The following is a 21,051-nucleotide window of genomic DNA, read 5'->3' as shown; positions in this document are numbered from 1 at the left end:
TTCAGATACTTTACAGCACATTTCTACGGCTTTCATTAGCCTGCTCTTGTTTAAGTTCAAAACATATTACAGGTTTATTTATGCCCCTCTTTCCTGGTTGTCTGCAGTATTCCAGCGCACGCTTCCCTAATTTTATTTCAAAACACACCTGCTTGTCTCCGTTATTGAGGATATTTGCATTCGCTCAAATTGTGTCGTATGGATTTAAAAGCCAGGCAGCGGGTTTCCCTCAGTGCATTTTTCTTTCTCTCCGGGTTTTGCTTTTCTAGTTGGGCAGCCAGAATCCCCACCATTAAAAACGCCTTTGGCTTTAACGAAGCAGAGTTGGGCACCATCCTGCTCGCCATGCCCATCAGCTCCCTGATTGGCCTCCCCTTCTCCGGCTGGCTCGTCACCAAATACGACAGCAGGATACCTCTGACGGCAGGTTTTGTGGTACATGCGCTGTGCCTCTCACTCATCAGCTTTGCCACTACTACGCTTACACTGGTGATGGCGATTTTCCTGTTTGCCTTTAGCATGCGGATACTGAATATCGCCATGAACACACAGGCCATCACCCTTCAGAAGCAGTTTGACCGCAAAATCAACGGCTCCTTTCACGGACTCTGGAGCACAGGCGGTATCGTGGGCGTTGGTTTTACAACGCTGCTGGTGGCGATGGATGTTTCCATCACACCCCATCTGATGTCTGTAACGGCCGCCGTTATTCTGGCAACGCTGTTCACCTACCGATTTCTGTTGCGAAACGACCGTTCTACTGCCGGGAATAAACTGACTTTCGGTAAACCGGACCCTTACATCCTGTACCTTGGACTGATGGTTTTTTTTGCGGCCATCTGCGAAGGCGGTATGTTTGACTGGAGTGGCATTTACTTTCAGGAGGTAGTGCAGGTAGATATATTTACCGCCGGTTACCTGATCTTTATGACTTGCATGGCGCTCTCGCGGTTCCTTTCAGATCGTATTATTGATAGAATAGGTATGCCAGCCACTTATATATTCAGTGCCGTATTCATCTTTTCAGGTATTGGCCTGGCTATTCTTTTCCCAAGCTTCTGGCCTGCTATGATTGGGTTTTCATTGGTAGGATTCGGCACAGCGGCTATTATCCCGATGACATTCACTTTAGCGGGTGCCTCAAAAAAATACTCACCGGGTATGGCCATCTCTATCATTGCCACTTACGGTATGGTCGGCATGCTGATTGGCCCGCCTATGATCGGCTACCTGGCACATGCCTTCAACCTGAGGGTGTCGTTCATTGCCTTTGCCTGCGCCGGATTTATGCTTATCCCTATTTCACAATTGTTTTTCAGGAAAGAAGCCCGGGTAGCAACGGCAAACTGATATTGCTTTTGATTTCCAACCAGATAGAAGAAACCGGTTCTATGGCCCAGGTTTCTGCCTGCTGCTAGCGAATCGCATGGATAGTCTGACACAGATTTTTATCCCGGCCTCCACTCTTAAAAGGCTTGCTTTTGTTGTGCCAGCCTTTTATTTTGCCGACAAATTCGGGGTGTAGCGTAGCCTGGTATCGCGCCAGCATGGGGTGCTGGAGGTCGTGGGTTCGAATCCCGCCACTCCGACTTTTCCGAAGGCCTTATACAATTCATATATAAGGCCTTTTTTATGTTCGCTCAGAACCTTTTGTTGTTTTTAACATACAAGTATTTAGAGCCAGCACAGCATACAAAAAACTTCCTCAGCACCCATAGCAGGCCCAAAAAGTGTACTGCCGGAAAAGTGAAAGGACTTGTCGTGAGTATGCCTGAAGAGCTGCCATACAGATAAAACTTAAACACAAAAGCGATGACAAACACCGTATTAACCTACCTGCACGAATTTTATGGGGACGGGAAGTTTCATGACCTGACACCACTCATAAAAAGAGACCCATCCGCAATTTCAGAAGCCTTTATCTATAACCTGCACCTGGATGGATTTATTGAAATCAAGGAACCAACTGCTTTCGACACCTCTAAAGATAAAGACGAAGTTCATCCTATCGCTGGCAGACTCACCGAAAAAGGTATATACTACCTGGAGGGGAACAGGAAAATAGGCACCATCATCAAAGCCATAGAAGACCAGCTGATTCTGGATGTACTGTACAGGGATGAGGATGGCCATGAAGAACAGGTAGCGCTGTCGCCCTATGTGTTTGGAAAAGACACAGAAGAAAGGGCCTGGGTATGGGGCGCTGTTTCAAGTGAGAACAAAGACCATGAGCGGTTTTTGCTGGATCAGTTAACGATTGAAGAAACGCCGGTGGGTAGCTTCAGGGTAGACAGAGAAATGAAACTGAGCCAGCCAAGAGACATAGAGGTTGTGGCCCAGGTGCAGTACTGATTACAGCCGCAGTCCTATCCGCGCATCCAGGAAATCCGCCACGTGGCGGTGTGCCTTCAGGTTAATGCCAAAGAAGGCTTTGTTGCCGGTATGATACTCCAACCCGTAACGCTGGTACACAGCATCGCGGGCTGCATTAGGGGCATACACATAAACTCCTAACTGCTGACTGAACCGGAACCTGCCAATGCGGAACTCATGCCCTGCCAGCAAGGCGCCACGCTGGAAATCAGTGTCCTCACCATTCTGCTCCAGTTGTTTCCGGATAGTAAAATCGGCAACCCACTCGGCACCGGCGGTAAGTGCACTGAGCCTGCCTATAGGTTGGCTCACATAAGCTGTAAGCCCCAGAAGGGGGAGTTGCCTGGTAGGGTCGTCTGACCGATCCTGGTAAGACGCGAGCAGCGCCAGCAGATAATTCCGTTTATGGTCCTGTACCCTACTTTCTGTCGGTTGCCTTTCCGAGAAAGAGGCTGGCCGAATGGCATAATGCACACCCACTGTGGCCGTCGGAAAGTTGATGCCTTTGTTTGGCTGTCGTAAACCGGCGTTTGAAATATGTTTGTAGGTGCCGCCGGCCCGCAGCATGAAGTGCCTGTTCAGCCTGTAGTTAGCCATTACGTTTGCCTCCAGCGGAAAACTGATGGCCGTGCTGTAAAACAGGTTCTCCGGGTTCGTTTCCGGATCATACACGTTATCCATATAAGCTAAGCCGCCACCGAGGCGAAAAGAGAAGCTGAAATCTTTATGCGCAGACAAGAAAGGCTCCGCATATACAAGCAGCGTATAGGCATTGCCCAGCACCTCCGGGTTGTCGAAATTGTAATACGCCAGGGAAACGCCCAACCGGGGATAAGCCTGCAGGTATTGCCAGGATTTGGCATCTGTAAAATGAAACCCGATATCTACTTCAGTCCCCCAGGGATTAGCATCCGCCACATCCCTGATTTCCCTTGAATGCGGGATGATGAAACCGTAGTGCCCCAGTAAGCCTATGGTAACAGCAACGCGTGCGGTATCATCGTCTTGGGTAATTCCGGAAGCATGTGTAGCCGGTATGGCCGTGAACTGTAGTACGAGGAGGAGTATTATCGAAAATAGCTGTACTAAGAATTGTCTGAACATAACAAGATTTACCTTTCTTCACCTGATGCAACATGTACTTTCAATTCGGATGCTGTTTATAATTAACAGGGTATCAGAACCCATGGTTACAAATTTCACCCATTCCTGTACGTTCTACACACTTTTGCACCTGCACTAACACCTTTGGAATGTTCTTCTATAGCAGGAGGCTTACATTAGAATCCAAGACATTGTCTTTTAAGCTGCTCCTTCTCTCTTTGACTTTCGCTTACCGCTGCTTACCTTCGGGAATAGAATATTTGTTAAAAAAGCAAAGCGCCTGCTGTTCCATGAACAAAGCGTCAAGAAACTGCTTTAAAGCTTAACATCTTCTATTCTATTATTAGAGTATGTTCGGATTTTATTTTTGAAAGCACACACTTTCCAGCTCAAAAAATATATTTTAAACATACTCCTAAATAAATTAGCCTGTTAACCGGCCTGCACCGCTCTCTAAGCTGCAGCAGGCAACGTGAACTATATGAATTCAGAAAAACTGAAACAACTTTCCGGGCAGTTGGAAGGGGAGTTTTATTTCGATAACACCATGCGTACGTTGTACGCCACAGATGCATCAGCCTACCGTGAAATGCCACAGGCCGTCGCTTTTCCGAAATCTGTTGCGGACATAAAAAAGCTGATTGCTTTTGCACGTCAGGAAGGCACTTCCCTTATACCACGCACAGCCGGCACCTCGCTGGCTGGCCAGGTGGTAGGGAATGGCATTATAGTGGACGTATCCCGCACCTTTACACAAATTCTGGAGGTGAACCCGGAAGAAAATTGGGTACGGGTGCAGCCAGGCGTTATCCGGGATGAGCTGAATCTTTTCCTCAGGCAACACGGCCTTTACTTCGGACCGGAAACATCCACTGCAAACAGGGCCATGATTGGCGGAATGGTAGGCAATAACTCCTGTGGCTCCAATTCGGTGGTATATGGCAGCACACGCGAACATACTATATCGGTTAAAGCCATCTTAAGTGATGGCACAGAAACAGAATTTGGCGTCCTGAGCCAGGAGGAGTTTGAGGCAAAATGCAGGGGTGAAAATACTTCCGGAGAGTTAGAAACCCGGATTTACCAGGCTACGAAGGCAATGCTGTCGCATGTGCCATCACAGGAGAACATCCGGAGGGAGTTCCCGAAGCCCAGCATCCAGCGCCGCAACACCGGCTACGCCATCGACCTGCTGCTGGAGTCAGAGCCTTTCACCGCCGGTACTGAGCCCTTCAACTTCTGTAAACTGATGGCAGGCTCAGAGGGCACACTGGCTTTCCTGACAGAAATAAAGCTGCATGTAAATCCGCTCCCTCCAAAGGAAACAGGGCTGCTGTGCATCCACTGCAACACCATTGATGAGTCGTTGCGGGCGAACCTGGTGGCGCTGCGCTACAATCCCAGCGCCAGCGAACTGATGGACCATTACATACTCGAGTGTACCAAAACAAATATCGAGCACAGCCAGAACCGTTTCTTTGTAAAAGGTGACCCGGGAGCCATTTTGGTGGTAGAACTTGGAGCCGACACTCTGGAAGAAGTGCAGGAACGGGCACAGGCACTCGTGGTCGACCTGGAGAAAAATAAGCTGGGCTACCATTACCCGCTGGTGACAGGCCCTGACACAAAGAAAGTATGGAACCTGCGCAAAGCGGGTCTCGGCCTGCTCTCCAATGTGCCGGGCGATGCCAAACCGGTTGCCGTTATCGAGGACACAGCGGTGGACGTAGCGGACCTTCCGGAATTTATCCGGGAGTTTAACCTGACGCTGGAGCAGTATAATCTATACTGCGTGCACTATGCCCACGCAGGCAGCGGTGAACTGCACCTGCGCCCCATCATCAACCTGAAAACAGAAGAAGGCAACAAGCTCTTCCGCGACATCGCCACCGAAATTGCGCACCTGGTAAAGAAGTACCGGGGCTCCCTGAGTGGCGAGCACGGCGACGGCCGCCTGCGCGGTGAGTTTATACCCTTCATGATCGGGGAAGACAACTACAGGTTAGTAGAGGAAGTGAAACGTGTGTGGGACCCGGGCAACATTTTCAACCCTGGTAAAATTGTGAACACTCCCTCCATGAACACCTTCCTGCGCTATGACCCGGGGCAGGAGACACCGGAGTTCGACACCGTTTTCCGCTTCAGCCAGCAGGGAGGCGTACTGCGGGCAGCAGAGCTTTGCAACGGCTCCGGCGACTGCCGCAAAACGCACCTGACAGGCGGCACCATGTGCCCAAGCTATATGGTGACCCGCAACGAAAAAGACACTACCCGCGGCAGGGCCAATATGATGCGCGAGTTCCTGACCCGCTCTGACAAAGACAACCGTTTCGACCATGAGGAAATCATGGATACCATGCATACCTGCCTTGCCTGCAAAGGCTGTAAGTCGGAATGCCCCTCCAACGTTGACGTGGCCAAGCTGAAGTCGGAGTTCCTGCAGCACTACTACGATGCCAACGGCGTTCCTTTCCGCACCCGTATGGTCGGTAACTTTACCAAGGCAAACCAACTGGCTGCCATGGCTCCTGGTGTCTACAACTTCCTGTTCAAGAACACGACAACTGCCGCCATTGCCAAGAAAATGATGGGCTTTGCCCCGAAGCGCACCCTCCCGCTACTGCAGGAAATTACCCTGCGCAGCTGGTTTAAAAAGCATAAGCAGCAAGCACGCAGTAGCAACGGACAGCAGAAGACAAAGAAGAAAGTGTACCTTTTCTGCGACGAGTTCACTAACTACAACGACACCCACATCGGCAAAACAGCGGTGCTGCTGCTGGAGCGCCTGGGTTATGAGGTAGAGATTCCGAAGCACGAGGAAAGCGGCCGCACCTACATGTCCAAAGGCCTGCTGCGGGAGGCAAAGAAGCTGGCGCAGAAAAATGTGGCCATGCTGAAAGATTTAATCTCCAGCGACACGCCACTGGTGGGCATAGAACCGTCCTGCATCCTTTCCTTCCGCGACGAGTACCTTGATTTAGTAGACGCGGACCAGGAGGAGGATGCTAAATCTTTGTCTATTCACTGCCTGCAGTTCGACGAGTTTATAGCGCGCGAAATACTCAGCGGCAACATTGATAGGAATTTATTTAAAGACGAGGCGCGGCTGATAAAGCTACACGGGCATTGCCACCAGAAAGCACTTTCTTCTGTGCTTTACACCCAGCAGATGCTTACCCTGCCTCCCAACTACAAGGTGGAAAACATTCCATCCGGATGCTGCGGCATGGCCGGCTCTTTTGGCTACGAGGCCGAGCACTATGATATCTCCATGCAGGTGGGCGAGTTGGTGCTGTTCCCAACCGTACGGCAACAACCGGAAGAGGTCATCATCGCCGCCCCCGGCACCAGCTGCCGCCATCAAATACACGATGGCACAGGCCGAAAAGCCCTGCATCCGATTGAGGTGCTGTATGAAGCGTTGCGTTGAGTTTTATGGATAGTGGTTAAGTTTATTCTTAGCGAATTACATTAACCCTACAAAGCTACGAAGCAGAAAAGTTTGCCATGTGCACAAAATGACAATTCGATGTTTGAGCGTTCAGCGAGTTTCGAATTGTCTTGATTCTTTTGCTTACTTTTCTCATCAAGGAGAAAAGTGAGGCCCCGCCGGCGAGGCGAAAAGCTTCGAAAGGTATATAACTTAAATATATCAAAGGCACTTTCTACAAAGCTATGACACAATGCAAAAGCAACAAAACTAACACCCATGCAATCAAACATCCTCCTGATCAACTGCCCGGACGAAAGCGGTCTTGTTTTCAAGGTTACCAGTATCTTGTATAACAAGTATGATTTGAACATTATCCGCAATGGCGAGTTCGTGGAAAGAAATTTCAACCACTTCTTTATGCGCACAGAGTTTTCAGGAGCGTTTGACCGGGAGGAGCTGCTGAAAGATTTGTATGAGGTATTACCTGAAGGCGTGGAGCTAAAGCTCACGGACAAAAGGAAGAAAAGCATCGTCTTACTGGCGACGAAAGAACACCACTGCCTGAGCGACCTGCTCATCCGGCATGCTTTCAACGAGCTGAATGCAAACATCCTTTGCGTCATCAGCAACTATAATGTACTGGAAGAGCTGACCATAAAATTCGATGTGCCTTTTCATCATATCAGCCACGAAGGGGTCAGCAGGGAAGCACATGAGGCAGCCGTGCTGCAGACAGTGCAACAGTATGACCCGGAGTTTGTGGTGCTGGCCAAGTACATGCGCATCTTATCCGGTGATTTTGTGTCTCATTTCGCCAACCGCATTGTGAACATTCACCACTCGTTTCTGCCTGCCTTCGTAGGTGCTAACCCCTATGCGCAGGCCTATGAGCGTGGCGTTAAAATTATCGGGGCTACCGCACACTTTGTAAACAACGACCTGGACCAGGGGCCCATCATTGCCCAAAGTGTTATCCCTGTGGACCACACGCACAGTGCCAGGGAAATGACGCAGGCCGGACGCGATGTGGAGAAGAATGTACTGGCGAAGTCTTTGAAGCTGGTATTGAATGAGCAGGTGTTTGTGTACCGGAACAGGACCATCATTTTTGAATAAGAACGGTTAGAACGAAATCCCCTGCCGGTTACCTCACTGGCAGGGACTTTTGCTTTTATGATGCAGCTAAACTGTAGCTTCGCCTGAAACAGAATACCATGACACAGGCACAGCACTACTTCAGGAAATACCTACAGTTAAAGTCTGCATCTCTACCGGCATAAAATCTTCTTTCGGAGCCTCACAGGTTGGGCAGCTATAGTTTGCAATAACTGCGAAGGGAGTACCTGCGGCTATTTGATTTAACTCATCGCCGAATGCTTCGTCATACACGGTGAAGCAGTTCTTGCATTGGTACACCTGTTGCGTTGCCTGCTCCTCTGGTTCGCCTGGCACTTCTTCTTCTAAGTATACAGCACCTGCCATTAACTCCGGCTCACTCTGCAACTCATAGAAAAGGTTGCAGAGCTCTATCAGGCAAGCACTGAGCTCCTGCCTTGTTACGTCTTTCCGGAAGCTGATAAACTCCTTAGAGTTAGGGTTGAACTCCCGGGTGTGCAAGACCTCGAAACGTTCGGTGGCGGGGTCTATGCCCTGCAAGTCCTGCTGCTGTGTACGGATGATGATAGAGCCAAACAACCCTGTTTTGGGCTGTGTTTTGATGGCAAAGCACAACCTATATGTCCGCACGTCTTCTTCATTGAATATCCTGACAAGGTAATTCTTCAGGTCCAGGCCGTAATCGCAAAGATCCTCTACCTGCCAGTTCAGTTCGTTGGAGGCATGCCGTACATTTATCCGGTGCTTGCACAGCACCACATCCCACAGGTCGCGGTCTGTTAATTCAATGCCTTTCACAATGATGGACTTCCATGGTGTGGTGTACAGCTGCCCAACCCTTGTTTTGAGGCATATTTTGCAAACATCCTTTAAAAAAGCCACTGAAAAGAGTTCATCGCGGCGGTAAATCCCCAGCCATAGTTTGTTGCCATACCTGTTGAACCCCTCGTAATAAGGAAGCTTGAAATCCGGAAGTTTTAAAGCTTTCGTAACGGGCTGCACGACAAAGTTGCCACTAGCATTCACAAGCCCATGCAGTACATTTCCCTCAATAGCAGGCTGGTCGTAGAACTGCTCTTTGTTTGCGAAAATGGTGCTCTCGATGGCACTGCTCAGACTTGGAATATCCTCTGAGTAAACCAGCGAGGGCCAGGCGTAAATGATATTTGTTTTAGGAAAGCGGATGTACAGATACCAATAATTACTGGTGTCAGAGGCTATGAAGTTGAGGTTACCGGTAAAGAATGGAAAAAAGGTCTGGTTATTATCCACCAGGTTTATCTTTAGCTGGGGCCTGTAATCGAATAAGTCCAGAATATCTTTGTACACACCCTCCCGCAGCCAGTCTGCATGGTAAAAAACGTCCTCAATGGCATAAGAGCTGATGATGTTCGGATGAATATCTGCATCCAGCTCAAACATAATATCAGCCGCTATTAAATCCTGTTTCAGAACTTCTAACTTCTCCTCCGCCACATAAAAGATGACCTGCTGCCTGTTTCCAAACCGTACATTTTCTACACCTGCTTTCTCTGCAGCGTCCAGAATGCGGTACAAGTCTCCGGCAGACACCATGCCTCCTGGCAGGTTTATCTTTACTAAGTTCTTCTTCAATATCATCTGCTTTTTAGTTTAGCTTACCGCCTCCGGCACATGCAGCACCTCTAATTTCAGCGCATCATCTAAAATCTGTTTTACCTCCGGCCTGCAGGAACCACAACCCGTACCGGCACCTGTCTGGGCACACAGCTGTTTTAAATCGCTGCACCCTTCTGCTATTTTCTGCCGGATATTTTCGCTGCCTACGTTGTTGCAGCTACATACCAGTTTGCCCAGCACCGGTTCTGCTTTTTGGCCGCTTCGTAAAAGCTGCAGGCGCTTGTCACTCAACTCAATTCTGTTGGAGATTAACTCCCTGTACTCCTGGAACTCTGTTTTATCGCCAATTAGAATTGTGCCTACCAGCCTGTCCTGGTGAATGATGCACTTCTTGTAATAGCGTTTTGCCTTGTCTATGAAAACAATCTCCTCATAGCGCTCCTCATCCGGGCTCTCCGCCAAGCCAATGCTGCACAAATCAAAGCCATGGATTTTGATGATGTTCATGAACGTGCTGCCTTCGTAGTAGCTGGCAATGTTCCCATTCAGGTGCTGCGCCACCACATCTGCCTGCTGCTCGGCGGCAGCGGTGATGCCGTACAGCACCCCGTTGAACTCAGCTATCTCACCAATGGCATAAATATCAGGGTCACTTGTTTCCAGCCGCTCATTTACCAGCACGCCGCGCTTGCACTCCAGGCCGCAGGCCCTGGCCAGCTCCAGGTTCGGCACGGTGCCGATGGCAATTATCATGGCATCGCAGTCTATGCGGTGGCCACTCTTCAAGCCCACGCCTGTTAGTTTCGACCGCCCATAGTATAGCTGCACCTCATCGTTATAATAAATATCACAGCCCTGGTCAATCATTTCCTCGTGCAGCAGCTGGCTACCCAATGGGTCAAGCTGCCTGTCAAGGAAGCGCGACACCCGCTGAATGATGGTGATTTTCACCCCCATCTCACGCAGCGAAGCCGCCATTTCCAGCCCTAATAAGCCACCGCCCACTATTACCACATGCGCGTTTTCCGGCACATGGTTTCGGAAGTTGTCGGCATCGGTGCGGCTGCGCATGGTGAAGATGCCTGGCAACGACGGCACATGTTTCGGTACCGCTGCCCGGCTGCCTGTTGCCATCAGCAGCACATCATATTCTGTTTGAATGCCCCTTGAATCTATTACAAACTTATTTTCCCGGTCTATATGCTCTACACTCACGCCTCTGAGCAGCTGAATATTATAAGCCGGTTCTTCGGAGTCTTTCATCTTCACAAGCTGTTGCCAGCTCTGCATTCCGCTGATATAGTCCGGCAGCATCACCCGGTTGTAGAACGGGAAGTCTTCTTTGCTGAAGATGGTAATCTCGTCGTTCTCGTTGATTTCACGGTAAGACTTCACAAAACCGTAGGCACCCGCTCCGGCTCCTATCACGACAATGCGCTGGAATGGCTTCTGGTACTTCTGCACTTCTACAGCGCAGAATTTAAAGTCTGGCTCTTTCGAAATAGGGTCAAGTAAATCGCTGGTCACGTTGTTGGCACGGTTCAGGTCGCTGCCCAATATCTTGCCCCAGTGCATCGGCAGGAATACCACGCCCTGCTTTATACCGGGAGATAGTGTCGCTTTCACGCGCACCTCTCCCCTTCTCGACTTTACCTCCACCACATCACCATCTGCTATCTTCAGACGCTCCGCATCGGCAGGGTTTATCTCCAGGAAAGCCTGCGAGATATGCTTCTTCAGCTTGTTTACCTTGCCGGTCTTGCTCATGGTGTGCCACTGGTCACGGATACGGCCGGTGGTGAGTATCAGCGGAAAGTCGGCATCAGGTTGCTCACTGCTGACTTCATCAGAAGGCGAATGAATGATAGCTTTGGTGGAAGGGGTATAAAATACTTTATCAGTGAAAAGCCTTGCGGTGCCATCTCCAACTTCGCCGGATTTATAAGGCCACTGAACTGTTCTATTCGCTTTCAGCAACTCGTAACTCAGTCCGCTCACATCGATGTTAGTGCCGGCGGTTAACTGCGTATGCTCTTTATATATGTCGGCAAAGCCGGGATAGTCGAAACCACGGTAGCCCATTTTTTGGGCGAAACGGCAAATGATTTCAGCATCCGGCAGCGCTTCTCCCGGCGGGTCTATTACCTTGTGCAGGTAGCTGACACGCCGTTCTGAATTTGTCATGGTGCCTTCTTTCTCTGCCCAGGTAGCGGCAGGAAGTACCACATCGGCATATTGCAGCGTCTCCGGCTTATTGCTTATTTCCTGCACTACCACAAACTTCGCTTTTTTCAGGCCTTCCTCGGCCATGCGCACGTTTGGCAGGCTGGTGAGCGGGTTGGTGCACAGAATCCAGATAGCCTTCAAGCGCCCGTCGTTCAGGGCCTCGAACATTTCGGTGGCCGTAAGCCCTGGCTTTTCTGAGATAACCGTACCGCCCCAGAACTTCTGCACCTCTTCGCGGTGTGCCGGGTCATTCAGGTTGCGGTGCGCTGCCAGCAGGTTAGACAAGCCGCCTACTTCTCTGCCGCCCATAGCATTTGGCTGGCCAGTTAAGGAAAAGGGGCCAGAACCGGGTTTGCCGATGTGCCCCGTAATCAGGCTCAGGTTCAGCAGGCTCAGGTTCTTGTTTGTGCCATTGGAACTCTGGTTGAGGCCCATGGTCCACATCGAAATAAACCCATTGGCGTTGCCGATGTAAGAAGCTGCCAGGCGAATCTCCTCTTCTGTCAAGCCACATATCTGGGCAGACTTCGCCAGGGTTTTCTGAAACACCACTTCGCGGTATTGCTCGAAGCCCTGGGCATGGTTCCGCACAAAGTCCAGGTCAATGTCGCCGTTCTCAATCAGTACCCTGCCGATGGCATGGTTCAGCGTTACATCGGTACCTGGGTTGAGTTGCAGGTGCAGGTCGGCAATGGCGCAGGTATCGGTTACCCGCGGGTCCACCACAATGATTTTTACATCCGGGTTCTCTGCTTTGTGCGCCTCTACCCTTCTCCAAAGAATTGGATGGCACCAAGCCGGGTTAGCACCTGTTACATAGAAACAGTCCGCCAGTTCAATGTCATCATAGCAAATCGGCACACTGTCTTCGCCGAGCGCCATTTTATAACCGGCCACCGCACTGCTCATGCACAGCCGTGAGTTTGTATCAATGTTGTTGCTTCCGATAAAGCCTTTTATCAGTTTATTGATAACATAGTACTCCTCTGTCAGGCACTGCCCCGAGGCATAAAAAGCCACAGACTCTGGGCCATACTTCTTAATGAAAGTGCTGAAGACAGCAGCCGTACGCTCCAGCGCGGTATCCCAGGATACGCGCTGCCGGGGCATGTTCTTGTTATAGCGCATCTCCGGGTAAAGCAGCCGGTCGCTTTTGTCGTTCACCGTGTACTGCAGGTTCATGCCTTTGCTGCACAACATCCCTTTGTTTACAGGGTGCGCTTTGTCTCCTTCCACGGTAACAGTGCCGTTCTTCTCCCTGTTCACCACTACACCGCATCCCACACCACAATAGCAACACGTGCTGGTAAAGGAATTCTTCTGTTGAGTATCTACTGGCATTGTTTCCTCTTTTTACTGTTTTTGCGCAGGTGTTTTCTTAGTCCCCCTTTGAAGGGGGTGGGGGGATGATTACACCTGCAAATAATCATTCGCTGCTCTTTTACTGGCGCAAATCTCCAGATTCGCGACGGAGGGTAAATGTTGAGTCTCTGACTCAAAGGGCCAGAGGCCCAGGAATAGTAGACACGAGGGAGGACCCTCGCGCCATAGATTAAACTTTGTGTATCTGAATGAATAAATCATCCCCCTACCCCCTTCAAAGGGGGACCCTTCACACTACTTCTATTTATAGCGCTTATCTTTCCGGATAGCACGATTACCTTCTGGCTTCTTCCACCTGGAAAGCAGGCTCCGCGATTCTTTCGTCTGCCTTCTTTTCCGCTAACAGCGAATCCATTTCCTCCTGTGCTTCACGCTCCATCTCTGGTGAGAATCTTACTAATAGCGTCAGGGCGGATGTGCCGGCCACTACCAGACCAATGATGAACAAAGCGTCCGGATACGACAGGTTTTCGACCTTGAACAGGAAGCCTGCCGCCACGGCACCCGCGTTACCACCGGCACCCACGATGCCTGCCACAGCACCCATTCCTTTTTTATTGATGAAAGGCACAACTGAAAAAGTAGCTCCTTCAGACATCTGTACAAAAAGGCTGAAGACAACCATCGCGATAATAGACAGCGGCAGTACAGTCATTCGGGAGAATAATAGCAGCGCGAGTCCTTCTACCAGTATCACAGCACCCAAAAACCATACTCTGCCGGAAAGGCCCCAGCGTATGCCGGCTTTATCCCCGAAGAATCCGCCGAGGGTACGGGCAAATATGTTCATCAGACCAAACAAACCAGCAATCAGACCAGCCGTTGCCAGGTCAAGTGAGAAATAGTCGTGGTAGTAGATGGCGGCAATGTTGTTAATAGTCAACTCAATGCCAAAGCATGCTCCATAGAGTACAAACAACGCCCACACCCGGCGGTCGGCTGCTGCTTTCCAGAAGGACACTGTGTCTTTTTTCTTCGCCGCTGCCGCTGCTTCTGATAAGTCAGACACATTGCCCGTAGGCGTGTCTTTGGTATAAAAGTAGTAGGCAATACCGCATATAATCATGGCGATGCCCGGCACGACCATGGCATAGCGCCAAGCCATTCCTTGTGCATAGCCTGCCCCTACAAAAGTTGCAAATATCAGCGGCATCACCATTTGCGTAACGCCACCACCCAGGTTACCCCAACCGGCTGTGGTGGCATTGGCCGTACCCACCACATTAGGTGCAAACATCACTGTGGTATGGTACTGCGTAATCACAAAAGAAGCCCCGATGACACCTATCGCCAGCCTGAAAAGCAGGAATGACTCATAGCTGTTGCTGAACCCGATGAACATGACCGGGAACGCACCTAAAATCAGCAAGCCAGTGTAGGAAATACGCGGCCCGATTTTATCGCAAAGCCAGCCGATGGCAAGGCGGGCAATCACTGTGATAGCCACCGATGAGATGATGATATTGCCAATCTGGTCTTTTGTAAGATTAAGCTCTTCGCGCACCACCGCCATCAGTGGCGCAATGCCAAACCAGCCAAAGAAGCAGAGAAAGAAGGCGAGCCACGAAAGGTGAAACGTTCGCATCGGAATCGACTTCAGACTAAACAGATTAATGGAGGTTGCTTTTCCTTTAGATGCTTTCATGATAAATAAAAAGTAATAAGTGAGATGTATGGATGAAAGTAGGCTCGGGTGAAACAGGGAGTGCTTACTGCTTAAATAAGACAGGCTTGAAAGTCAGCATAACCCAGGCCCACTGATTAAAGGTATCTCCGGTTCTGCCTTTCAGGGCCTCCATCGATTCTGTGGCGTATAGTTGCGAGTAACCAACTTTGAGATTAAAATCAGGACTCACATTCAGGCTATACATGAGGTCTATCTCCTCACCAAGCCGCGAGGACAGTGTACCAGATCCCTCAACCGGAGCGTAAACTGTTGCCGGAGATTCGAAATGATGCAGGTGCGCCAGGAGCGAGCTTTTCTCTCCTAGTTTAAAATTGGTTTTAAGATAAATATCTGCCAGGCCTGCCGTACGACCTGCCTGGCCGTGGTTGTTTCCTACATAGAAGTAGTCCATGAAGCCGTAGAAGGCGTGGTTGGTGCCATACAAGGGTGTAAAAGCTCTGTTGCGGGTATCGTTGGCATCGGACCCGGATAGGTAGTCTACCCCTAATGTTACCGGGGTAAGTTTGGTGGATAGCGTAGCATTCAGCGCAGCCAGGTAAGCACGTACTGTTCTGCCTGCCGGGTCTTTCCCGCCTTGATAATAGAACTCTCCTCCCAGTTTGATGGCTCCCAGACTTTGTTCACCTAGAACGCCGTAAGTCTGGCGAAAGAAAACAGTTGAGTCTGATGTGCGCTGCCGCCCATCGTTAAAGAACAGACCTGAGAATTTAGCTCCTCCGGCTTCTTTGTGGAGCCAGAGATACTGCATGGTCTTGTAGTTATCCACTCCGCCATAAAAAGTGCCTTCTAACTTCCCGGGCTCAAAAGGCACCTGCTGGTTAAAAGCTGCTCCTGCATGCACGGCAAAGCCTGAAGTGTCAGCATACATCAGCCTGACAGCATCGTGGCTGCGGCCCTGCTGCGCCCAATCCAGGTTACCTAAAAAGCGGGCGTTGTCGTAGTTCAGCTCCTGCCGGCCCACCCTCACAGCTATCCGTGGTGTGAATTGATATTCGCCGTAGGCTTCGTACACATTGAACAGGCTCGGGTCTGATTTATACACCTGACTGGTATTTCCCCACACCCGCACATCCTGCAACGACAGCCGCAGCCGCAGTTTATCCGACTGGTAGTTCGCGTTAAGCCGGGACCGCTGCTCAATAAAGAAAGCCGGGGTCTCTCCTTCTGCCAGCACTGTTTTAAAGCCATCGCGGAATTCCGCCCTCGGCCTCACCTCCGCTGATAAAGAGAACTGCGCAAAGGAAGCTTCTGCACTGATAAGCAGCAGACTTGTTGCAAGTAAAATAAGACGGGTAAAGCTTCTTGTCATGTATGCTGATTAAGTGTTGATTAAATTTTGGTGCTTCTTGTCTGCTGAGATGCATCATGCTTCCTTTGCTTCAGACACTCGCAGGAGCCTGCGCACGCTGCGAGGTCTTTAAGGTTGTTGCACTGTATCTCAGTAGCCGCGCTTCTTCATCTTTTCAGGAAGTGAAGAAGCGCTGACAAGTAATTTTCTTGCTATCAAGTGCCGTCATACTTTCAGAACCGCTATGAACTTCATCAGAATTAAAAGCTTTCTGATGTCATCGGTTTTGTGAGTATTCGGGATATAAGGGGTGGTATGGGATGAGGATGCTTGTTACAAGGCCGGGCTTATGGTGTACCAGCTGTGCCCTTACTCAATACCCACGTACACCTTGTCTCCCTCCACTTTTACAGGATAAGTTTTTAGTTGATATTCTTCGCCTGTGAGGCATTCGCCGGAAAGAAGAGAAAATGTTTTCTTGTGGAAAGGACAGGCTACTTTTGGTTCACAGGTGTCGCCGGTGCTGCCAATCATACCTCTTGAGAGTACCATCTGCTGCTTGTGCGGGCACAGGTTCTGCGTGGCATACCACTCTCCGCGGCGGCTGAAGTTGTAAAGGGCAATCTGCTCATCCCCCACTTTCACGCATCCGCCTCCATTCTGAGGTATATCGTCTGTTTTACAAACAAATACCCATTCAACTGCTACGTCTATTACTGCTTCCATATGCTTGTGTATTTTCGGTTAATGTTTGATTTAAGGCTTGTTATTCAAGTATTACCACTCCTTTGCCTTCACCTGCTCACGCATGGTATCGAAAGCAACATGCGGGTCTTTCTCTTTCGGGGCATTCACGAAGTGTGCGAACTGCTTGCGCAGGTCCGGATTCTCCACCGCCTCTTTCCACTCGCAGTGGTAACTATCTACCAGGCCTTGCATCTCCGCTTCCAGTTGCGCGTTGATGCCGAGGCTGTCGTTTACCACCACGTTTTTCAGATAGCTCAGGCCACCCTCCATTTTGTTCAGCCAGGTGGCGGTGCGGGTAAGGGAATCAGCGGTATTAATATAGAACATCAGGAACCTGTCGAGGTATTTGATACAGGTTTCCTTGTCAATGTCAGTAGCCAATAGTTGGCCATGCTGCGGTTTAGAACCGCCGTTTCCGGCCACGTACAGGTTCCATCCTTTTTCTGTGGCGATAACGCCGAAGTCTTTCGACTGCGCCTCGGCACACTCGCGCACGCAGCCACTCACGCCCCCTTTTATCTTGTGCGGCGCCCGGATGCCACGGTAGCGTTCTTCTATCTCAATGGCAAACGACACACTGTCGTGGAGACCGAAGCGGCACCAGGTGCTGCCTACGCAGCTCTTTACCGTGCGAAGTGCCTTTCCGTAGGCATGACCGCTTTCAAATCCGGCATCTATCAGCTCTGACCATATATCCGGCAGGTCGCTGAGGTGCGCGCCAAACAAGTCAATGCGCTGCCCTCCGGTAATTTTGGTGTACAGGTTATACTTCTTCGCCACCTGCCCAATCACAATCAATTTATCAGGTGTTATCTCGCCGCCGGGTATGCGCGGTACAACAGAGTAAGTGCCGCCTTTTTGTATGTTGGCCAGGTAGCGGTCGTTGCTGTCCTGGATGGTATGCTGCTTCACAATTACGTCGTTCCACAAGCTGGCCAGTATGCTGGCAACGGTCGGCTTGCACAACTCACAGCCATCCCCTTTACCGAAATGATCTAAGGCAGCGTCGTACGTTTTAATCTTATTCAGCTTCATCAGGTCGAACAACTCTTGTCTGGAGTAGTCGAAGTGTTCGCAAACGATGTTCTTGATGTAAGTACCGTTTGCTTTGAGTGTCTCATGAATCAAGTCTTTTACAAGCGGAACGCAACCACCACAGCCTGTACCGGCTTTGTTGCACTTCTTCATTCCCTCTACCGTCGTCACGTTCAGGTCAGTCACGGCACCGCAAATATCCCCTTTTGATACTGCCTCGCAGGAACAAATAAGGGCTTCATCAGGCAGCGTTACGACACCCGCTCCCGCACTGGCTTCGCCTCCCCTAGATCCTAAAATCAGATCTTCCGGGTTTGGCGGCAGCAGGATGTTGTTGTTCACCGTTTGCAGCAGGATGTTATAAGCGTCTGCATCCCCAATCAGCACGCCACCCAGCAGGTATTTACCATCGTTGCTGATATTGATGCGCTTGTAAACACCTTTGTGAGAGTCCTCAAAAACGATGGATCTGCTGTCGGGCTCGGTTACGAAGGGGTCGCCGAAGCTAGCCACATCCACACCTATCAACTTGAGCTTGGTGCTCATGTCGTAGCCGTTGAAAGTGCGCTCACCGGCGCATAAGTGTGCGGCAACTACTTCGGCCATCTCATAACCCGGTGCCACCAGGCCATAAATCATTCCATCGTAGAGGGCGCACTCACCAATGGCAAAAATGCTGTCATCGCTGGTCTGCATTTTCTGGTTCACCACAATACCACCTCGGGTTCCTGTTTCCAGCCCCGCCAGTTTTGCCAGCTCGTCGCGCGGGCGTATGCCTGCCGAAATCACCAGCATATCCACTTCCAGTGAGGTGTCGTCGGCAAACTGAAGGCCTTTGATGTTGCCTTCTCCCAGGATGCTGCTGGTGCTCTTGTTCATGTGCACCTTCAGATCCAGTGTCTCCAGTTTAGCCTGCAGCATGGCGCTACCAGCGGAGTCTATCTGCCGGGGCATCAGGCGTGGGGCAAACTCTATTACATGTGTTTCTTCCAGGCCCAGGTCTATGAGCGCTTTTGCCGCCTCGAGTCCTAACAGACCACCACCCAGTACAGCTCCTTTTCTGGCTGCCCTGGCATAGTTCTGAATCATGTCAAGATCTTCGATGGTGCGGTACACAAACACGCCGTCTTTTTCCACCCCGGGTATATCCGGCACAAAGGCAGATGAACCTGTGGCCAGCACGAGGTAATCGTATGGCTGCAAAACTCCTTTCAGGGAATGAATTACTTTTTCAGAACGGTTGATTTCTGTAATGGTATCACCGAGGTGCAGGGCAATGTTATTTTCGCTGTACCACCCCAAGTGCGACATAGACAAGTCATCTGCAGACTTCCCGTTAAAGTATTCGCTCAGGTGCACGCGGTCGTAAGCGTGGCGCGGTTCTTCTCCAAAAACAACAATGTTGAAAGCTGAAGTTTTAGCGAGCAGTTTCTCGCAAAACTTGTAGCCCACCATACCATTTCCTACCACCACTACTGTTTTGAGATCTTGCTGAGACGTATTCATATCTAAAAATTATATTTGAGGTTAAGTCCGGAGCCGGTAAGGATTTATCCTTCACATACTATCAAGAAGTTAACAACCTACCACTCTATCAGGCCTATTTTAACAACCTTTCAACCAAACTTAGTTAACAATTACTAATTTTTCACAAAAACAGATTCGTATTAACAAATATGCAATAAGGTGACACTTTGTTTAAATTTTAATATTATCAACAAAAACAGCCTGTTTAGCCGCCATTAATTGTATTAATTCTACAAAATAAATTTTTATAAATTTTTAATTTATTTTTAATACCCTTACCAAATCACAGGTATATTCATGAATATACTCTTAAATCTATTAACATACCCCTTTATACTAAACGGTATTATTAAAAAAAATACATTATTCACTAACGACCCCCTTCTACACACTATGCATCTCTAAACTTTAACCTAGTTGATAAAAATAGTATATTGCTAACAAACAAAACCCAAAAGCATGAGTGAGCAACTAATCACCAGGTAAACAAAACGGGGGGACAGAAGCAGGTATTTATCCGGTGTTATAACTCGAAAGCAGAGGTAGCACAGTGAGTAGTGCTGCATAAGCAAAAGAGGAAGGAGTTGTAGTTATACAGGAGGATAGGTTTGGGAGAAGCTAAAGAAATGGCTAAACTTTTAACATCCCTACTATAACTGAGAAGTGAACCATTACATTTGCCAGATTAGTATACTCTAATAATAGCATAACCCACTTATGTGGAGAATGAAGCAATATGCCACATCAAAAGAAAATCCCTGAACTGTATGTAATGGGCGCTGGCCCCGGCGACCCGGAACTGATAACTGTAAAAGCCTTCAAAGTTTTGCAGAAAGCAGATGTAGTGCTGTATGACAACCTCGCTAACATAGAACTGCTGGACATTACAAAAGAAGACTGCGAAAAGATATATGTCGGGAAAAGGCCTTATGGCGATTATACACCACAGGAAAGAATTCATGAACTGATATTAGAGAAAGCCCACAGCAAGGGAATCGTGGTACGGCTAAAAGGCGGCGACCCCTATATTTTCGGGAGAGGATTTGAAGAGGTGCTCTTTGCCAGGGAGCACGGCATTAAAACACATTACATACCCGGCATCACCAGCATGCAGGCAAGCGGCTTTGAAGACATACCGCTTACACACCGGGCCGTAAGCGAAGGAGTATGGGCTATAACCGGCACCAAAAAAGACGGCTCCCTTTCTAAAGACCTGAGGCTATCGATGCAGAGCAATGCAACCGTTATCGTTTATATGGGCATGAAGAAAGCCCCGGAGATTGCCGCTGTGTATGTGCAGGAAGGCAAAGGCGACATGCCGGTTGCGATAATACAACATGCCTCTCTACCACACCAGAAGTCTGCAGTGGGCAGGGTGAAAGATTTACCTGAACTTATAAACACGCATAAACTCACCTACCCTGCCATCATTGTGATAGGTTGGGTGATAGATGTGCAGGCAGGAGGCACGAACCAGCGTTCCACCTTATGATAAATATTATTAGTTGGATAGGTTTTTCAACTAATAATATG

Annotated in this window: 12 protein-coding genes and 1 tRNA gene; 6 read left to right on the top strand and 7 right to left on the bottom strand. The window is 49.5% G+C overall.

All coding sequences use genetic code 11. From position 1 onward, the window contains the following. Positions 1–198: 198 nt before the first annotated feature. From DXT99_RS07430 to DXT99_RS07415, 3 genes are all read left to right on the top strand, one after another. Positions 199–1,350: an MFS transporter gene (locus tag DXT99_RS07430; protein ID WP_115564898.1), complete on the top strand. Its 1,152-nt coding sequence runs from the start codon at positions 199–201 to the stop codon at positions 1,348–1,350. Between the two features lie 165 nt (positions 1,351–1,515). Continuing rightward, a tRNA-Pro gene (locus DXT99_RS07425) sits at positions 1,516–1,589 on the top strand. 223 nt (positions 1,590–1,812) lie between these two features. Next, positions 1,813–2,352, top strand: coding sequence for a hypothetical protein (locus DXT99_RS07415; protein WP_115564896.1), 540 nt, complete (start codon positions 1,813–1,815; stop codon positions 2,350–2,352). On the opposite strand, the gene DXT99_RS07410 is transcribed toward DXT99_RS07415, so the two are convergent. Beyond that, positions 2,353–3,477 carry an acyloxyacyl hydrolase gene (locus DXT99_RS07410; RefSeq protein ID WP_115564895.1) on the bottom strand — a complete coding sequence of 375 codons (1,125 nt, stop codon included), beginning with the start codon at positions 3,475–3,477 and terminating at the stop codon, positions 2,353–2,355. A 481-nt stretch (positions 3,478–3,958) separates the two neighbouring features. On the opposite strand from DXT99_RS07410, the gene DXT99_RS07405 reads away from it, so the two are divergent. Continuing rightward, positions 3,959–6,907 (top strand): FAD-binding and (Fe-S)-binding domain-containing protein, encoded by a 2,949-nt coding sequence (locus DXT99_RS07405; protein WP_115564894.1) that lies wholly within the window; start codon positions 3,959–3,961, stop codon positions 6,905–6,907. A gap of 279 nt (positions 6,908–7,186) precedes the next feature. Next, positions 7,187–8,026 carry a formyltetrahydrofolate deformylase gene (gene purU / locus DXT99_RS07400; RefSeq protein WP_115564893.1) on the top strand — a complete coding sequence of 280 codons (840 nt, stop codon included), beginning with the start codon at positions 7,187–7,189 and terminating at the stop codon, positions 8,024–8,026. 120 nt (positions 8,027–8,146) lie between these two features. Here the strand turns inward: purU and DXT99_RS07395 are convergent, their stop codons facing one another. The 6 genes from DXT99_RS07395 to nirB form a co-directional block, all read right to left on the bottom strand. Next, positions 8,147–9,640: a rubredoxin gene (locus DXT99_RS07395; RefSeq protein WP_220273363.1), complete on the bottom strand. Its 1,494-nt coding sequence runs from the start codon at positions 9,638–9,640 to the stop codon at positions 8,147–8,149. Between the two features lie 18 nt (positions 9,641–9,658). Next, positions 9,659–13,192: a nitrate reductase gene (locus DXT99_RS07390; protein ID WP_115564891.1), complete on the bottom strand. Its 3,534-nt coding sequence runs from the start codon at positions 13,190–13,192 to the stop codon at positions 9,659–9,661. Positions 13,193–13,508: 316 nt separating this feature from the next. After that, entirely contained in the window at positions 13,509–14,879 is a 1,371-nt protein-coding gene (locus DXT99_RS07385) for an MFS transporter (RefSeq protein WP_181885061.1), read from the bottom strand. A 64-nt stretch (positions 14,880–14,943) separates the two neighbouring features. Continuing rightward, entirely contained in the window at positions 14,944–16,230 is a 1,287-nt protein-coding gene (locus DXT99_RS07380; protein WP_181885060.1) for an alginate export family protein, read from the bottom strand. A 348-nt stretch (positions 16,231–16,578) separates the two neighbouring features. Beyond that, positions 16,579–16,935, bottom strand: coding sequence for a nitrite reductase small subunit NirD (nirD, locus tag DXT99_RS07375; protein ID WP_115564889.1), 357 nt, complete (start codon positions 16,933–16,935; stop codon positions 16,579–16,581). 51 nt (positions 16,936–16,986) lie between these two features. Then, the gene (nirB, locus tag DXT99_RS07370; RefSeq protein ID WP_115564888.1) at positions 16,987–19,497 is read right to left on the bottom strand and encodes a nitrite reductase large subunit NirB; all 2,511 of its coding nucleotides are present in this window, start codon (positions 19,495–19,497) and stop codon (positions 16,987–16,989) included. Between the two features lie 757 nt (positions 19,498–20,254). Here nirB and cobA point away from each other — a divergent pair. Next, positions 20,255–21,010 carry a uroporphyrinogen-III C-methyltransferase gene (gene cobA / locus DXT99_RS07365; protein WP_115564887.1) on the top strand — a complete coding sequence of 252 codons (756 nt, stop codon included), beginning with the start codon at positions 20,255–20,257 and terminating at the stop codon, positions 21,008–21,010. Positions 21,011–21,051: the final 41 nt, after the last annotated feature.

Source organism: Pontibacter diazotrophicus (assembly GCF_003367245.1).
In the GTDB taxonomy this organism is placed as follows: Bacteria; Bacteroidota; Bacteroidia; order Cytophagales; family Hymenobacteraceae; genus Pontibacter; species Pontibacter diazotrophicus.
The sequence above is the reverse complement of the archived record's forward strand: the minus strand, read 5'-3'. Positions and strand labels throughout refer to the sequence as shown.

Bases quoted from the DNA above. Each gene is read 5' to 3' on its own strand.
- DXT99_RS07430 (WP_115564898.1), top strand. From the start codon at position 199: ATGGATTTAAAAGCCAGGCAGCGGGTTTCCCTCAGTGCATTTTTCTTT.
- DXT99_RS07415 (WP_115564896.1), top strand. From the start codon at position 1,813: ATGACAAACACCGTATTAACCTACCTGCACGAATTTTATGGGGACGGG.
- DXT99_RS07410 (WP_115564895.1), bottom strand. From the start codon at position 3,477: ATGTTCAGACAATTCTTAGTACAGCTATTTTCGATAATACTCCTCCTC.
- DXT99_RS07405 (WP_115564894.1), top strand. From the start codon at position 3,959: ATGAATTCAGAAAAACTGAAACAACTTTCCGGGCAGTTGGAAGGGGAG.
- purU (WP_115564893.1), top strand. From the start codon at position 7,187: ATGCAATCAAACATCCTCCTGATCAACTGCCCGGACGAAAGCGGTCTT.
- DXT99_RS07390 (WP_115564891.1), bottom strand. From the start codon at position 13,192: ATGCCAGTAGATACTCAACAGAAGAATTCCTTTACCAGCACGTGTTGC.
- DXT99_RS07385 (WP_181885061.1), bottom strand. From the start codon at position 14,879: ATGAAAGCATCTAAAGGAAAAGCAACCTCCATTAATCTGTTTAGTCTG.
- DXT99_RS07380 (WP_181885060.1), bottom strand. From the start codon at position 16,230: ATGACAAGAAGCTTTACCCGTCTTATTTTACTTGCAACAAGTCTGCTG.
- nirD (WP_115564889.1), bottom strand. From the start codon at position 16,935: ATGGAAGCAGTAATAGACGTAGCAGTTGAATGGGTATTTGTTTGTAAA.
- nirB (WP_115564888.1), bottom strand. From the start codon at position 19,497: ATGAATACGTCTCAGCAAGATCTCAAAACAGTAGTGGTGGTAGGAAAT.
- cobA (WP_115564887.1), top strand. From the start codon at position 20,255: ATGCCACATCAAAAGAAAATCCCTGAACTGTATGTAATGGGCGCTGGC.